At 36.3% G+C, this 17365-nt stretch carries 13 protein-coding genes; 8 read left to right on the top strand and 5 right to left on the bottom strand.

Annotation, left to right across the window (positions count from 1 at the left end):
• The first annotated feature begins 63 nt into the window (after positions 1-63).
• Positions 64-2232, top strand: coding sequence for a FepA family TonB-dependent siderophore receptor (locus RHO11_02695; GenBank protein WVD62055.1), 2169 nt, complete (start codon positions 64-66; stop codon positions 2230-2232).
• Between the two features lie 127 nt (positions 2233-2359).
• Here RHO11_02695 and RHO11_02690 read toward each other — a convergent pair whose 3' ends face one another.
• Entirely contained in the window at positions 2360-4192 is a 1833-nt protein-coding gene (locus tag RHO11_02690) for an ABC transporter ATP-binding protein (GenBank protein ID WVD62054.1), read from the bottom strand.
• A gap of 316 nt (positions 4193-4508) precedes the next feature.
• On the opposite strand from RHO11_02690, the gene RHO11_02685 reads away from it, so the two are divergent.
• From RHO11_02685 to RHO11_02675, 3 genes are read left to right on the top strand one after another with little or no spacing between them, the layout of a single operon-like run.
• Positions 4509-5330, top strand: a complete 822-nt coding sequence (locus RHO11_02685; protein ID WVD62053.1) for a carbon-nitrogen hydrolase family protein — start codon at positions 4509-4511, stop codon at positions 5328-5330.
• 12 nt (positions 5331-5342) lie between these two features.
• Positions 5343-5711 (top strand): hypothetical protein, encoded by a 369-nt coding sequence (locus RHO11_02680; protein WVD62052.1) that lies wholly within the window; start codon positions 5343-5345, stop codon positions 5709-5711.
• A gap of 18 nt (positions 5712-5729) precedes the next feature.
• A complete protein-coding gene (locus tag RHO11_02675; GenBank protein ID WVD62051.1) occupies positions 5730-7334 on the top strand; it encodes an ABC transporter substrate-binding protein in 1605 nt (534 codons plus the stop codon).
• Positions 7335-7635: 301 nt separating this feature from the next.
• Here the strand turns inward: RHO11_02675 and RHO11_02670 are convergent, their stop codons facing one another.
• Complete coding sequence (locus RHO11_02670; GenBank protein WVD62050.1) at positions 7636-8595, bottom strand: aminoimidazole riboside kinase; 960 nt, start codon at positions 8593-8595, stop codon at positions 7636-7638.
• A gap of 210 nt (positions 8596-8805) precedes the next feature.
• On the opposite strand from RHO11_02670, the gene RHO11_02665 reads away from it, so the two are divergent.
• From RHO11_02665 to RHO11_02655, 3 genes are read left to right on the top strand one after another with little or no spacing between them, the layout of a single operon-like run.
• The gene (locus RHO11_02665) at positions 8806-10062 is read left to right on the top strand and encodes an MFS transporter (protein WVD62049.1); all 1257 of its coding nucleotides are present in this window, start codon (positions 8806-8808) and stop codon (positions 10060-10062) included.
• Positions 10043-11503 (top strand): glycoside hydrolase family 32 protein, encoded by a 1461-nt coding sequence (locus RHO11_02660; protein WVD62048.1) that lies wholly within the window; start codon positions 10043-10045, stop codon positions 11501-11503. Before RHO11_02665 ends, RHO11_02660 begins: the two co-directional genes overlap by 20 nt.
• 8 nt (positions 11504-11511) lie before the next feature.
• Positions 11512-12687, top strand: a complete 1176-nt coding sequence (locus tag RHO11_02655) for a carbohydrate porin (protein WVD62047.1) — start codon at positions 11512-11514, stop codon at positions 12685-12687.
• 102 nt (positions 12688-12789) lie between these two features.
• On the opposite strand, the gene RHO11_02650 is transcribed toward RHO11_02655, so the two are convergent.
• Together RHO11_02650 and yccS are read right to left on the bottom strand one after the other, a co-directional pair.
• Positions 12790-13791, bottom strand: coding sequence for a LacI family DNA-binding transcriptional regulator (locus RHO11_02650; protein ID WVD62046.1), 1002 nt, complete (start codon positions 13789-13791; stop codon positions 12790-12792).
• Between the two features lie 55 nt (positions 13792-13846).
• The gene (gene yccS, locus RHO11_02645; protein ID WVD62045.1) at positions 13847-15982 is read right to left on the bottom strand and encodes a YccS family putative transporter; all 2136 of its coding nucleotides are present in this window, start codon (positions 15980-15982) and stop codon (positions 13847-13849) included.
• Positions 15983-16201: 219 nt separating this feature from the next.
• Between yccS and RHO11_02640 the strand changes: the two genes are divergently transcribed.
• Positions 16202-16531: a Grx4 family monothiol glutaredoxin gene (locus tag RHO11_02640; protein WVD62840.1), complete on the top strand. Its 330-nt coding sequence runs from the start codon at positions 16202-16204 to the stop codon at positions 16529-16531.
• 70 nt (positions 16532-16601) lie between these two features.
• Here RHO11_02640 and rnt read toward each other — a convergent pair whose 3' ends face one another.
• Positions 16602-17252 carry a ribonuclease T gene (rnt, locus tag RHO11_02635; GenBank protein ID WVD62044.1) on the bottom strand — a complete coding sequence of 217 codons (651 nt, stop codon included), beginning with the start codon at positions 17250-17252 and terminating at the stop codon, positions 16602-16604.
• Between the last annotated feature and the right edge of the window lie 113 nt (positions 17253-17365).

Here is a 17365-nt window from a genome sequence, read left to right as displayed (position 1 = left end):
CTCATTATCAATAAAATACTCCCCGATTATTTCTTATTACAACAACTTAAGGAGAGACTGTACATGGCAGTGACTACCCGACCTAAACGAAGTTTATTATCCTATCTATGTTCTTGTACCCTATTGAGCCTATTACCTTTTTCAGGGTATGCAGAAGAAAATAATGACGAAGATGTTATTGTGATCACCGCGACATCAGCAGAAGATATGCTCAAACAACAATTAGGGGCGACAACGATTACTAGCGAAGATATTCAAAATAATCCGCCAGTAAATGATTTATCGGATATTATTCGTCGCCAGCCAGGGGTTAACTTGACAGGGAATTCATCATCTGGAGCTCGTGGTAATAATCGCCAAATTGATATCCGAGGCATGGGACCTGAAAATACTTTAATTTTAATTGATGGTAAACCAGTTACATCACGTAACTCAGTTCGTTATAGCTGGTCGGGAGAGCGTGATACTCGAGGTGACTCAAACTGGGTTCCCGTCGAGCAGGTCGAACGTATCGAGATTTTAAGAGGACCTTCAGCAGCTCGTTATGGTTCTGGTGCGTCAGGTGGTGTCGTTAATATTATTACTAAAAAGCCATCAAATGAGTGGATGGGATCTCTATCTCTCTATGATGCTATCCCTCAGCATAGTGAGTATGGTGGAACAAAACGCGTTAATATTAGTTTAGCCGGGCCATTAATTAAAGATACTTTAGATTTTAGAATATATGGTAATTTGAATAAAACGGATGCTGATGATTATGGTATCAATAGTTCAGATAATGTTGCAGGGCGAGAAGGGGTAAGAAACAAAGATATTAATAGTTCATTTAAATGGACATTAGATGATCATCAATATTTAACCTTTGATCTTGGTTACAGTCGTCAAGGTAATATTTATACAGGGGATACCCAAAATAGTACGCCGCCAGTTGATGACACGATTCCTAATTTAGCTAAGTCAGGAGCTGAGACCAATCGTATGTATCGTCAAAGTTACGGTGTCACATATAATAGCTATTGGGATTTTGGTGAAGCGAAATTAACCTTCCAATACGATAAAACCAATAATACTCGATTAAATGAAGGTTTAAGTGGTCGTGTTGAAGGGGCAATCTCTAGTGATTTAGAGTTTAGTACCAGTCGTTTAAAAAATTACTATTTAAATGGAGAAACAATTATCCCAATTGAAAAATGGGTAGCACAATCATTAACCCTTGGTGCTGAATGGACCAGACAAGAATTAGATGATCCAGCATCGGCTTCTCAGGCTGATATATTAGGTCTAGCATCTAATAGTGATCGTGGTAAGAGCGATTCAGATACAACTAGTCTTTATTTAGAAGATAATATTGAACCAGTTGTGGGCACTAATATTATTCCTGGTTTACGTTTTGATTATCATAGCCAATTTGGTAGTAATTTTAGCCCGAGTTTAAACTTTTCTCAGCAGTTAGGTGAATATTTTACCTTAAAAGCGGGTATTGCTCGTGCATTTAAAGCACCAAACTTATATCAATCAAATAATGGCTATCTATTATTAACTCGAGGTAATGGCTGTCCATTGAATGTTACTTCAGGCCAATGTTACCTTGTAGGTAATGATAATTTGGATCCTGAAATCAGTGTTAATAAAGAGATTGGTATCGAGTACCAATATGAATCATGGCAAGCAAGCTTAACTTATTTTAGAAATGACTATAAAAATAAGATTATTGCAGGTCAAACGATATTGGGTGATGAGACTGTTAATGGTACGAAGTATAACATTACACAATGGGAGAACTCTGGTAAAGCCGTTATTCAAGGGCTAGAGGGGAATCTACGTGTTCCATTATCGGATGCGTTATCTTGGTCTACTAATATGACGTATATGATTGAGTCAAAAGATAAAACCACGGGTAATCCATTATCGATTATTCCTAAATATACGATTAACTCTAGTTTAGATTGGAAAATCAATGAAGATTTAAGTACGTTCCTTAATTGGACTCAATATGGTCGACAAAAACCAAGAAAATATCAAACTCAAAAAGGGGTAACACTTTCTGATGTGAAAGTTGGATCTTATGCTCAATTTGCGATTGGTGCCAATTACCAAATTATGAAAAATTGGCGAATTAATGGTGGGATAGCGAATATTTTAGATAAACAGATCTATCGTGAAGCTAAAGGTGCCAGCACTTATAATGAACCTGGTCGATTCTACTATTTAGCAACGACAATTTCATTCTAACCTGTTTTTTGTTTTGATATTAATTAGCTACTGAAAGGCCTTTTCAGTAGCTTTTTTATTACATCAATTTATATAGTTATTAATAACTTAACGTATTTATTAAATCTTTATCTTACAAGCAGTTAGGTTACTCATCACCTAAAAATCCACCACTTTGATGTTTCCATAGCTGTGCATATAAACCATTTTTTTGTAGTAAATCTTGATGTGAACCTTGCTCAATAATTTGCCCTTTATCTAATACGATAAGTCGATCCATTGCTGCAATTGTTGATAAACGATGAGCAATAGCGATAACGGTTTTCCCTTCCATGAGTTTATACAAGCTATCTTGGATCGCTAGTTCAACTTCCGAATCGAGAGCGCTTGTCGCTTCATCAAGTAACAAAATTGGGGCATTTTTTATCATTACTCGAGCAATCGCGATACGTTGTCGTTGACCTCCTGAGAGTTTGACTCCACGTTCCCCAACATAAGCATCGTAACCAATACGACCTTTAGCATCTTTAAGGGATAATATAAATTGCTCGGCTTCTGCCTGTTTTGCCGCATCGCGCATTTGTTGATCAGTTACACCGATCTTGCCATATAGCAGATTTTCTCGTACAGAGCGGTGTAGTAGTGAGGTATCTTGCGTTACCATACCAATTTGGGCGCGTAAGCTATTTTGTGTGACGGTTGCAATATCTTGATCATCAATAATAATCTGCCCACTTTTAATATCATACATGCGTAACAGGATATTAATTAACGTTGATTTACCCGCGCCAGATCGTCCTACTAAACCAATTTTCTCACCAGGATTAATTGTCAGATTGAGCTTATCAATAATCGAGGTATGGTGGTGAGAATCATAGTTGAAACAGACATTTTTAAATTCAATTTTGCCTTGTCTAACAACCAACTCGTTGGCATTAGGCTGATCTTTAACGGTCTGCTTCACAGAGAACGTATTAATACCATCTTTTACTACACCAATATTTTCAAATAGTGAGGTCATTTGCCACATAATCCAGTGCGAAATGCCATTAAGTCTTAAAGCCATCGCTGTTGCAGCTGCAATAGCACCAAGCCCAACTACTGAATCTGTCCATAACCATAACGCGATACCTGCGGTACTGAGTAGTAAGCCGACATTAAGCAAATGGTTCACAATTTCGAAGCTACTGACTAATCGCATCTGCTTATTCACGGTATTTAAAAAACCATTCATTGACTCTTTGGCATAGTTAGCTTCATTCCCAGCATGAGAAAATAATTTAACGGTCATAATATTGGTATAGGCATCGGTAATACGACCCGTCATTAAAGAACGAGCATCAGCTTGTTGGCTAGCCACTTTACCTAATTTTGGTACAAAATAGATTAGTGCCAGAATATAGCAACCTAACCAAGCTAAGAATGGCAGAATAAACCATAGATCAAAATCGGCTAAAACAAATGACATTGTTAAAAAATAGATGATGGCAAAAACTAAAATATCGGAAACCAAAAAGCAGGTATCACGAACCGCTAGGGCTGTTTGCATCACTTTTGCCGAGACTCGACCCGCAAATTCATCTTGAAAAAAGCGCATACTTTGGCTCAATACTAAACGATGTAAATTCCAGCGCAGGCGCATTGGAAAATTACCGGCTAATATTTGATGTTTAATAACTGTTTGTGCGGCAACAAGTAGTGTACTTGCTAGAATAACTCCCGCAAGAATTAACAATATTTTGCCATCTTTATGCCATAGTTCGTCAGGTGATATAACGGTTAGCCAGTCGACTATTTTACCCATCACCGCAAACAGAAATGCTTCGAATGCACCGTAAGCGGCAGTAAATAAAATTAATAGAAGAATGTAACCACGCATCCCTTTTGTCGCTTGCCAGATAAACGACACTAAACTTTTTTCAGCAATTTGTGGTGACGAATCAGGATAGGCGTTAACTAATTTTTCAAAAAATTTATACATCAATATTTCCACATATCTCTATTTTTAGATTATTTAGTCTGTAATGATACACTATAATTTAGCAAGTGATGTTGCATATGATGTTTTATCTATCGTCCTGGTTAATGATTATAAAATACTACGCTAAAAAGATACTTTAATATAAAGCTGAGTAATATTTCTATTATTTGCTTTGTTGATTCACAACCATTTCAATCAGTTTACGCTGATTTTTAGAAAAAATAATTAACTACGATAAAACTGATAATGGTGACTTCATCTGAACCGATTAGTGGTATATACTCAGGAGCTACGGTTATTTAATAAGCAGAGTTTGATGATGTCTAATCTTGTTACGATTGCAGCAATTCAAATGGTTTCTTCTCAAAATTGTCAGCAAAACATTCAAAAAGCAGAACAACTTATCCATGAATCGGTTGAAAAAGGGGCACAATTTATTTTGTTACCAGAATATTTTTGCTTAATTCATAGCGATCCTAAAGCGAAATTTAATATTGCAGAGCCGTTTGGTAATGGACCGATTCAAGACATGCTAAGTCGATTAGCTAAAAAATATAATATCTGGTTAGCGGGTGGGTCTATGCCACTTGATGTCGGTGAGACAGATAAGGTGACTAATACATTGTTATTATATGCTCCTGACGGTTCACTACATACGAGGTATGATAAAGTGCATCTATTTAGTATTGATACGCCAACCATGCGTTTTAATGAAGGTGACACAATGGTTCGTGGTAATCAAGTAGTGACTGCCGATTTGCCTTTTGGACGAGTAGGATTTGCCATCTGCTATGATATTCGTTTTCCTGCCTTTTTTGTTGCGATGGGCGAGTTAGATTTGATTCTCATGCCCGCTGCGTTTACTTACCCAACTGGACAAGCACATTGGGAATTATTATTACGAGCTAGAGCAATCGATAATCAATGTTTTGTTTTGGCGGCAGCACAAGGCGGAAAACATCAGTCAGGTCGACAGACATGGGGACATAGTATGATTGTTGATCCTTGGGCTAATATTATTGAGTGCTTGCCTGAAGGTGAGGGGGTTGTTATTACTACTGTTGACTTTGATAAAGTGAAAGAGGTACGTAGTAGCTTACCGGTAGTTAGAGATCGTCATTTATTAACCCAACTTTAATAAGAGAATCATATGGCTATTAATAATTTTATTACCCAAAAAGCAAAGTGTGCACGGGTGTTTACTTTTGAATTGATTGATGGAAAAGAGGCTGATTATCAACAGTATTTAGTTAATGTTGTTGAAGTTATCGATCATGATGCTTATCAAAAAGGGACATTTTTAGAGGTGTTAACATTAAGTAATGATGCCCCTGAAAAACAGCGTATTTTTCAGCGTGTTTTTTTATTTGAAAGTGAAAAGCAACGCGCTAATTTTGCCAGTAAAATGGCTGAGTCAGCGATCATTTTTGACGGTAGTGAAAATGCTCAACTTCAGCGAAAAGAATATGCTAATACTCTACGCGTACAACTTGCGGTAAATGATTATACATTTTGTTAAATAAAAGGGTATCACGTTATGAAAACGATTGGTCGATTGATTGCTGCTACATGTCTATTTTCACTAGCCTACCAAATTCATGCTTCACCAAAAACATTAGTATTCTGTTCTGAAGGATCGCCAAGTAGTTTTAATCCGAGTTTAGGGGCTGATAGTACAACATTTGATGCCAGTTCTGCTACGATTTATAATAGATTAGTGGAGTTTAAATTAGGGACAACAGAATTACAACCGAGTTTAGCTCAACGGTGGGATATTAGTGATGATGGTAAAACCTATACTTTTTATTTAAGACCTAATGTTCAATTTCATCATAATAAACAGTTTACTCCAACCCGTAACTTGAATGCTGATGATGTGATTTTTTCTTTTATGCGTCAACAAGATTCACTACATCCATTTTACTATACTTCTAAGATAGGATACCCGCTATATCACACCTATTTTGTAGCTGGTGATAATGATCTTATTGAGAAAATTGAAAAAGTAGATGATCTTACCGTTCGTTTTCAACTTAGTGCCCCCCGTTCATCATTCCTGTCGTTGCTTACTTTACCATTAACCTCAATCTATTCAGCCGAATATGGTAGCCAACTATTGGCACAAGGAAAACCAGAACTAATCGATTTTGCACCTATTGGTACGGGCCCATTCGAATTTGTCGCTTACAAAAAAGATTCACAAATTCGTTATAAAACTTTTGAAAATTATTGGCGACAAAAGCCAGATATCGATCGCTTAGTGTTTACGATCACCCCTGATGCCACCATACGTTATGCTAAATTACAAAAAGGAGAGTGCCACGTTATGGCCTCACCGAACTTGGCCGACTTACAACAGATTCGTAATAACCCCACTATCAGATTATTAGAGCAGCCAAGTTTAAATGTTGGTTATCTTGCTTATAATGTAGAGAAAAAACCACTCGATAATGTCAAGGTTCGTCAGGCACTATCGATGGCAATTAATAAGCCCGATATTTTGCAAGGAATTTATCAAGGATATGCGGTTAATGCGACTACGTTAATCCCACCAGCACTATGGTCCCATAACGCTAATATTAAAGATTTACCGAATGATATTGATAAGGCAAAGGTTCTATTGAGTGAAGCTGGCTACCCACAAGGATTTGAAATCGAATTATGGGCAATGCCAATTCAACGACCTTATAACCCTAATGCAAAACGTATGGCTGAAATGATTCAAGAGGACTGGGCTAAAATTGGTGTAACGGCGAAAGTCGTCAGCTATGAATGGGGAGAGTATTTAGTCCGTTCAGCTCATGGAGAGCATCAGGCAATGTTATATGGCGGTACGAATATTATGGGGGATCCTGACAATACCTTTTCCGCATTAAGTAGTTGTGCAGCCGTTGAATCTGGTACGAATCGTGCTAGATGGTGTAATAGTGATTTTGATCGACTTATCATTGAAGGTGGACAGGTAGCTGACATTGCGCAGCGGACTAAACTGTATGAACAAGCTCAGCAGATAATGAGTGAGCAGATACCATTTTTACCGATTGCTCATTCAGTTATTTATGAGGTGATTAGTAATAAAGTAACAGGTTATACTGTTGATCCATTAGGATTACATCATTTTGATTATGTTGGAATTAACTGATTTTTACACTAGAATACAATGTTACAGCAAGATTTTAACGAGTCATTATTAATCGGCTTTTTAAGGATTTAACGGTTTAAGATTTATCAAGTATTAACGGCAGTGCGGTTAAACTTTTGACTTAATCTGCGGCAGTTACATAATAACAGCGTTATTGAATAGGGATTGTGTAGTTATCTTTCGATAATAGCTAACAAAAGGGAATGGTATTTTCATTCCCTCTGCTAGTCGTTAAGTATATTGTTTTTAATCATACAGTTGATAATCAATGACTAATAAATTAAGTCATTGAAGATAATGACTAACGTTTTAATATCCCGTCTAATGTTTTATTTTCAGCAATAAATTCTTGTAAAAACTGACTGCTTGGCAAGGCGGTTAATGCCCCTTTTTCTGTGGTTGCTAACGCACCACATGCACTCGCTATTGAGACCATACTATCTAATGCTAATTGGCTATCTGGTAGATCGCTGACTGCAATACTACTTAGTAGCCCTGCAACAAATGCATCACCAGCACCGGTGGTATCAATGCTTTTGACTTTATATGCTGCATATTGATACTGTTTACCATTCCATAAAACGATACTACCTTCCCCACCTTTGGTAATAACTTTCAGTTCTGCCTTATAGTGAGCATCTAATTTTTCTAGTGCAATATCCCAATCTTGGCTTTCTGTTAACCAAAATAGTTCTTCGTCAGATAGTTTTAAAATCGTAGCATTTTGAGCAAAATGACTGATTGTGTCGCGCATCTCTTGTTTATCAGCCCACATTTGTTCACGTAAATTAATGTCAAAACTGATTTGTCCTGATTTTGCTTTTAATTTATTAATCGCCTCTTTTAATGTAGCTCGGCCAACGTGACCGACTAACGCTAATGAACAAAAATGTAAAATGTCCTGTCCAAAATCAGGAAGCGCTTGTTCTGATAAAAATTGATCAGCAGAAGGAGAGACTAAAAAGGTAAAACTACGTTCGCCATTTTTGCCTAAATCAACAACAACTGTACTGGTTTTTACTACTGGATCAAACTCGATACTTTGACAATCTACCCCATAGCTAGCTAATGTTTCTTGCATGAAGTGGCCAAAAGGGTCATCTCCAACTCGACCAATAAAACCTGATGGATTACCTAATTTTGCGATACCGATCGCAACATTTGCTGGAGCTCCGCCAGCACAAGCTTGATATTGTCTATTTTCTAGGGGAAGTAGATCGACTACTGCATCACCTAAACTCCAAATTTTCGTTTTTTGCATAAATAACTTCTTCATTTAATGAGTGAAATATCGCCATAAACATGGAATACAGATTAATTCTTATCTGTATTTTATGTTAATTATATGATAACACGCCAATGTTAACGTTAACTTATGTGATTAACATCACACTTTTTACATTAAAATATTTAATTTTTATTGTTTAACGTTAACATCAGCGTGTGAGTAATAAATGAAGGTTTAATTATTATGCAGAAGTCGAGTAGGCAGTACTATTTTTTATTAAGTGGATTATTTTTCTTTTTCTTTTTTACATGGTCATCATCATTTTCCCTTATTTCCATTTGGCTAGGTCAAACGTTAGGGCTAAAGGGAATGGATACGGGAATTATTTTTTCTGCAATCTCTATTGTGGCTCTCTGTTTACAACCACTGTATGGCTTCATACAAGATAAATTAGGCTTAAGAAAAAATCTATTATGGGTTATTGGATTTTTACTTTTAATGTCTGGTCCATTTTACATCTTTATCTATGCACCAATTTTAAAATTTAATGTTATTATTGGTGCCGCCTTTGGTGGTTTATATGTTGGAGCAACATTTTTTGCTGGTATTGGTGCGTTAGAGTCTTATATTGAACGAGTTAGCCGAATTGCGGGCTTTGAGTATGGACGAGCGCGTATGTGGGGTTCTCTTGGTTGGGCTGCTGCGACATTTTTTGCTGGTTTCTTATTCAATATTGACCCGAATATCAACTTTGCATTAGCTTCAATATCTGCAGTGCTATTTTTAATCATTCTTTGTTTCATCAAAGTCGCTAAAATTGATGCGATGGGGCAGCTTGAGTATGGTAAAACAAGCCAATTAAAAATAACAGATGCACTGGGGTTATTAAAGTTATCACAATTTTGGGCTCTGGTTATATTTGTTGTTGGTGTGAGTATGTATAATGTTTATGACCAACAATTTTCTGTCTACTTCTCTCACCAATTTGCAACTCAACAAGAGGGTAACCGTATGTATGGTTTCCTTAATTCGTTGCAAGTCTTTCTTGAAGCGGGTGGAATGGCGCTGGCTCCGTTTTTAGTCAATCGTATTGGTGCTAAAAACAGTTTAATTCTGAGTGGCGCGATTATGACCTTAAGAATTATCGGCTCAGGTTTAGTCGAGGGACCTATTCTTATTTCAGCTATGAAACTATTGCATGCTGTTGAATTACCTATTTTATTAATTGCGATATTCAAATTTATCTCTACCCGTTTTGATCACCGTTTATCAGCAACATTATATTTAGTTGCATTCCAATTTGTTAGCCAAGTCTGTGCAAGTTTCTTAGCGCCACTTGCGGGATATGGTTACGATAGAATCGGATTTGCAGATACCTATATGATAATGGGAAGTATCACTGGCGTATTTATGTTAATTGCAGCTTTTCTTCTTAAAGGAGATAAGCAAATCAAATTAGTAACTAGTAAAGGAGTTGTAAATGAAAGCGTTGCTAGCTAAAGGAAACCAAGCTGTAGATGAATTAGTTAAACAAGTGAAAGATCGTTATTATCCAGCTTATCATATTGCGGCAAGAGCAGGTTGGATTAATGATCCTAATGGGCTTGTTTATTTTAATGGTAAGTATCATGCATTTTTTCAACATTACCCTTATAACGAAAATTGGGGCCCAATGCATTGGGGACATGTTGTTAGCGATGACATGGTTCATTGGCAACATTTACCTATTGCACTTGCTCCTTCTGAGGCTTATGACAAAGATGGTTGTTTCTCTGGCTCTGCCGTTGATGACAATGGCGTTTTAGCATTAATTTATACGGGCCATGTTTGGTTAAAGCAACCGGGCGATGATAGCGCTGTTCGAGAAGTACAATGTCTGGCTATTAGTCATGATGGTGTTAATTTTGAAAAACAAGGTGTGGTATTAACGCCGCCAGAAGGCATCATGCATTTCCGTGATCCTAAAGTGTGGAAGCAAGACGGCCGTTGGTTTATGGTTGTTGGTGCGAGAGATGCTAAGGATGTTGGTCAAGTTCTGCTCTATAGTTCTCACGATTTACGTAAATGGGACTTTGAACAAGTACTCGCTAAAACCAATGATCCTGATGTGTATATGATGGAGTGTCCTGACTTTTTCCCATTAGGTGATAGTTATGTATTAATGTTCTCACCACAAGGGATGAAAGCAAAAGGCTACCAATATCGCAATCGTTTCCAGTCGGGTTATTTAATTGGTAAATGGCAACCAGGTTCTCCATTTAATATTACCCATGAGTTTGTTGAGTTTGATAACGGGCATGATTTTTATGCACCCCAATCTTTTGTTGCAGCGGATGGTCGTCGAGTGCTAATTGCATGGATGGATATGTGGGAGTCGGCAATGCCAAGTAAAGCTGATAAATGGGCAGGACTACTTGGTCTACCAAGAGAAACCATCTTAACTAAAGAGGGTAAAATCGCATTATTGCCAATTAAAGAGTTAGCTTCACTTCGTAAAGAACAGACATCTTTAGCAAGCATTAATCTTACGAGTGTGCAACAAGATCTCAATTTATCTAGTTTACAGTGTGAATTAGAAGTCGATATCGATTTGACCAAAACGACAGCTGAACGTGCTGGGTTAAAATTAGCAGCATCAAAAGATGGTAAAGAGGGTGTTTGGTTATATGTTGACAATCAAGCAAATCGTTTAGTGCTTGATCGTACCTTCGCTGGTGAAGGCGTTTCTGGCTACAGAAGTGTTCCACTACCAACAAACAACTCATTAAAATTACATATATTTGTCGATCACTCTTCGATTGAAGTATTTGTAAATAATGGAGAATACTCTTTTAGTAGCCGTATTTACCCAACAAACAGTGATCGCACGATTCATCTGTTTGCGGAAAACGGAGCTTTAGCAGTGAATAAGATTGAATATTGGTCCTTACTGAATATGTAGGAGAAAACATGAAATACGCTCGTTTAGCTGTTGGTTTGTGTTGTTTATACGGTGTTCCTGCTTTAGCTTCAATTGAGTGGGAAACCCCGCAAGGTGATTTAAAATTGTATGGTGATGTTGAGTTTAATGTCGATGTAGCAAGTAAAAAACGTCAATTGACCTCAACTAAAACACAAGCAGTAAAAGATTTTGATGCAAGTGATATTAATCGTTGGGATGTTAATGGCCGAATCTTAATTGGTTTAGATGGTCGACGAAATATGGCAAATAACTATGCCGGTTTTTCTGTTCAACCATTAGCCGATTTGGGTGGTAAGATGAATCTTGATGATGCCGATTTCTATTTTGGCCAACAAGACAACTGGCAGTTAAAATTAGGTCGTTATGAAGCGTATGACATGTTTCCTTTAGGGCAAGATACTTTTATTGAGTATTCAGGTAATACAGCCAATGATATTTATGATGATGGATTTGGCTATATTTATATGATGAAAGAGGCTAGAGGTCGTAGTAGCAGTGGTGGTGCAATCCAATTGCAAAAAGAGTTGGGTGAGGTAAAACTTGAACTTAATACCATGATTAAAGATGGTACAACCCTATTTTATGATGACACTTATCATGGTTATAAACTTAAAAATGATAAGAATGTTATTTATTTACGTCCAGTTGTCTCTTGGCGTAACGATGATATCTCTGTGGCTACAGCGATGGAAAGTAACGTAATTAAAGACGCTTACGGTTATTATGATAGCAATGGTAAATGGCAAGATCAGTCGAAAAGAACGGGTTATGGTTTAACCATGAGCTGGAATAGTGAAAGTGATTGGCGAAAAGCGGGTGATGGTGCTTTAGTTAATTTAAGTGTCGCTTATATGGATGCTGAAGAAGAGAAAGATTTTACTGTAGGTACCAATATCAACTGGCAAGGTTTTTCTGTTGGTTATATTTTTGCTAATAATGATATTAAGCATTTTAATCCAAATGCTGAAAATCCAATTGATCTGGTTGGTAAATATAAAATTCATACTGTACATACTTCATATTTAATTCCAAATGTGATGGATATGGATAATTTTAATATTTACTTAGGTGCTTACTGGTCACAACTTGATCGAGATAAAAGTCAGGGTGATGGTACAGAGAACCGTTATGGTGCGAGAGTTCGCTTTAAATACTTCTTCTAAATGCTGTTTATTTTTTATTTGAAGAAATTAAAAACCGTTCATTGAGAACGGTTTTTTATATTATAATCGTATATTTAAATTATATAGCCACACGAAAGTAGATTATAGTGATGCTCTTTCTAAGAGTGGACAAGCGATTTTATGTTTATCAGTATCGGTTAATTTATTGATGATATGTAGCGCAGCTAGTTCACCAATACGATAATGGGGGAGTTCTACCGTTGTTAATGGCGGATAGAAAAGTTGACCAATTCCAACCATATTATCATAACCCAGTACGGCAATTTGCTCGGGAATTTTATAACCTAATCCTAATAATACTTGATAAACCAATAAGGCAATTCGATCATTACCGCAGACAACAACATCAAATTCGGGTGATTTATTATCAAAATAGTGTTTAATGATATCGATAGTTTCAAGATAATGATCGTCACCTAAATTAAGATTAAGATGATATGATTTAATGATATCAAGGTCTAAACCGCTATCTTGCCAAGCTTGTTCTACTGCTTGACGACGAATTTTCCCCGCTAATATCGTTTCAGATAAATAGATACATAATGGTTTGCGATAACCTTTGGCGATAAGATGCTTAGTCGCATTATACTGCCCTTGATAGTCATCAGGAATATAGCTAGCAGCCTTAATATTGTTACTAATACAGTTAGCCAATACTAAACGGATATCATGCAATTTACTTGGGATACTGACTTGACGAAATCCCATAGAGGTAAAAATAATACCACTTGGGCGATAAGATAAAATGGTATTAATCGCTTGCTCGGAATCTTTATCGTCAAATAAGTTAACAATCAATGTATTACATTGATTCGTCTGTGCGGTCTTTTCGATCGCCTGTAACAATTCGACTGAAAATGGTGTTGTTGCGGTATCTAAAGCTAATACACCGATTAATTCTGGTACTTTACGATCACCGCGTATTTTTAACGCTGATACATCAGGGACATAATTTAATTGATCAATGGCTTGTTTTACTCTGACATACGTCTCTTTACCTAGTTTATCTGGAGCATTAATAGCCCTAGATACTGTCATCAATGAAACACCAGCTAATTTTGCTACATCCTTTAACGAAGCCATTTTATCCTCATCCATTAAAAACTCACGTAAATCATATCATATTATTATGATCTATTTATGATGAATTTTTTTCTTTTTGTAGTTGTTCTGCAAGTTGTACCGTCTCTGGCAAAATATCTAAAATAAGTAGAATTTGTTGTAAAACAAGAAAATCGTTATCATCCAAGTTCGAGGGTTGTTTGTCGATAATATTGCTAATAACCTCTTTCATACAGGTTAGATCTTTATCTAATTTTTGATTGCCATGTAGCACATTAATGATAAAAACTGAGGCATCATCAAAGATTGATAAAGTTTCATTATTAATCGATTTATCTCGGTGAGCGGCTAATGTCGATATGTAGCCAATCAGGGTATGATTAAGGGTTAAAAAACGAAATGCTTGATCAATCGTTTGCTGATTAAACTTAGGTTCTTTAGTCATAATGCTGATTAACGATGATAAATCAGCATTATTTTCATGTACATTACGTCTAACTAATCGGTAAGAAGCATCATTGCTCTTACCTGACAAATATTGAGAGCCAATTAAAGATAGATAATGGCAATCATCATGACATGTGCGAGCAACGAATGTACTTAAATTACGGAACTTCCAATCTGGCCAGATAAAACTTACAGCAACCCATGCGATACCACAACCGATAAGGGTAGCAATAATTCGATAAACAGCCACTGTAAAGCTACTTTCACCGACTAAGCCAAAGCTAAAGAAGACTAATAAAGTGATAAATGCAGTGGCATAAGCATATTGAGAGTTTTTGAATAGGAAAAATAACCATCCGCTAAGTATAATTAAGATTAATTGTGCTGCAATATTCGGTAATAAATAGGTTAGGGGAACCCCAATAATAATCCCAACAATAGTACCAATAACACGTAAACGTAAACGGAATTTAGTCGTTGAGTAGTTAGGCTGGCAGACGAATAGACTTGTCAAAATAATCCAGTAGCCATGCTGTAAGTTGAGTGCTTGAATAATTGTATAACCGACGAAAAAGACCAAACTCATTCGAATTGCATGACGAAATAGTGGTGATTTAACGGTTAAATTTTGTTTGATACGCTGCCAACTATCTTTAAAACCAATTAACTTATCATCAATGAGTTGGCGCTGGGTATATTGGCTTGATAGTTGTTGTTCGTTATTGATATTGGATAATAATAAATCGATACTCAGTAAATTTTTCAGTAAATGGGTTAGCGCATTAATTAATTTAACACTGCCTTGATAACGAGCAATCGCTTCTTCCAAATAAGTAAAGTATTTCTCAAAGGCTGGATCATGTTGGTAAATCTGATTGTATTTTATACTTATCGCCAACTTATTACAGGCTTTAGCTTGTAGGTTTAAGATACGCGCAAAACGAAACAATATATCACTATGTTTTAACTGCTGGCTAAGTGTTTGGTAAGCCATATGGGTAGCACTTGCTCGCTCATGAATATCTTGTGCAACAAAATAGCTATTTAGCATATTATGAATATGGGGCTGCCCTCGGTAACTTTTAAGACGGTTAAAGAGGGAGTGTTTAGTCTGATTTAAGGCAATTGTTAATTGATCATTAGCTTGTGCAAGTTGTAATGATTGCTGTTTAAAATCATCTGTCTCATCCGGATCAAACATTGCTGCTTTGGCATCAAGATATTGTCCCAACTTAAAAAATGAGAATGCCAAACTTTGTTGTGTTGTTCTTATTGGCTGAATAATGGATTCAATAAAAACGACTAAATTATACCAAATAGCCCCAACCAATAGAAAGATTGGCTGCGAGTAAAAATCGGTGAACATATCATGACCCAACATGGTATAAGCTGCAATTAGCAGCGAACCAAAGGCTATGACACCATAACGTTGTCCTAAGGCACCTAGCATGGTAAAAATAAAGGTTGATAGTACCAAGCCAATAATAAAAATAGCGGGATAAGGAAACAATAACTGAACTGAAAAGGTTGCTAACGAGAAACAGACCAGAGTCAAGATAAGATTAAGCAAGCGATTAAGTAACCGAGTATCAATATCCGTTAATGCTGCCGCTACAACACCTAATGTCAGCGGAATTACAGCACGGATATCACCTAAATACCAAGGAATAAAGGTCGTCCCTGCTAGGCTAATTAAAATACGGATACTGTATAGTATATTACTATGATAAAAAACTTGTCTTAGGGATAAACGCAGCGTGTTCACAATTGGCTACTGGCAGTTATTCATGCCTCTATTTTAGACCAAATCACTTACAAAAAACAGGGTTAAATGGTTGATATTATGAATTTAAACTCAATATGGTTAAAAATAATAAATACAATAATCGGTATTTTTGATAAATATTATTACTCATTTTTGTATTAATATAGTAACCTAGTATAGTACTTGACTTATTTTGTAGGAATTAATTTAGTTATGACAATGACAACTCTTGAAAAAATCCAAAAACAGATTAGTGAAAACCCAATTATTATTTATATGAAAGGTTCTCCAAAATTACCAAGCTGTGGTTTTTCTGCTCAAGCATCACAGCTTTTATCACAATGTGGCGTACCATTCGCTTATGTTGATATCTTACAAAATCCTGATATTCGCGCTGAGCTTCCTAAATATGCTAACTGGCCAACTTTCCCACAACTCTGGGTAGAAGGTGAGCTTATTGGTGGTTGTGATATTATGATTGAGATGTTCCAATCAGGTGAATTACAGACGTTAATTAAAGAAGCTGCAAGTAAATATCAAACAGCATAATATACAATGTTATTGATAAAAAAAGGGAACATTGAGTTCCCTTTTTTATTATAAATTAAGATACAATATTCTAATTATTGTTACTATCTTGATTTAATGGCCAGCCACCTAGCGATTTCCATCGATTAACCATCTCACAAAACAGTATTGCCGTTTTTTCAGTATCATATAATGCAGAGTGAGCTTCTTTTTGATCAAATGGAATTTGTGCTGTTTCACAGGCTTTGGCTAAGACCGTTTGTCCATAGACTAAACCGGCTAATGATGCAGTATCAAAAGTAGCAAAAGGGTGGAATGGATTACGCTTTACTTTACAGCGTTCAGCCGCAGCCATTAAAAAACTATGATCAAAGTGTGCATTATGGGCCACAATCACCGCTCGATTACAATTTTGGTCTTTAATACCTTGACGCACCATTTTAAAAATAGCTTCCAAAGCGACAGGTTCATCAACGGCACCACGTAGAGGATTAGTTGGATCGATACCATTAAATGCTAGCGCAGCTGGCTCGAGAATTGCACCTTCAAAGGGATTAACATGAAAGTGAATTTTTTGATCCACATTGAGCCAACCCTCTGCATTCATTTTTAAGGAAATAGCGGCTATTTCAAGTACTGCATTATTTTTACAATCGAAACCAGAAGTTTCAATATCAATGACAACAGGGTAAAAATTACGAAAACGATCGCATAGTTTATTCGATATAGTAGATTCAGACACAATAATAACTTATTTATAAACAGATGTCCTTATTATGCCAGTATTTCGTAAAATAGGGTAGTGATACTAAATTGATATAGTCGAGATTTAAAATTTAGTATATATTGTATATT

The sequence above is a fragment of the Orbaceae bacterium BiB genome (assembly GCA_036251205.1).
In the GTDB taxonomy this organism is placed as follows: Bacteria; Pseudomonadota; Gammaproteobacteria; order Enterobacterales; family Orbaceae; genus Orbus; species Orbus mooreae.
Note: the sequence above shows the minus strand (reverse complement) of the source record. Positions and strands in the feature narration are given on the sequence as shown.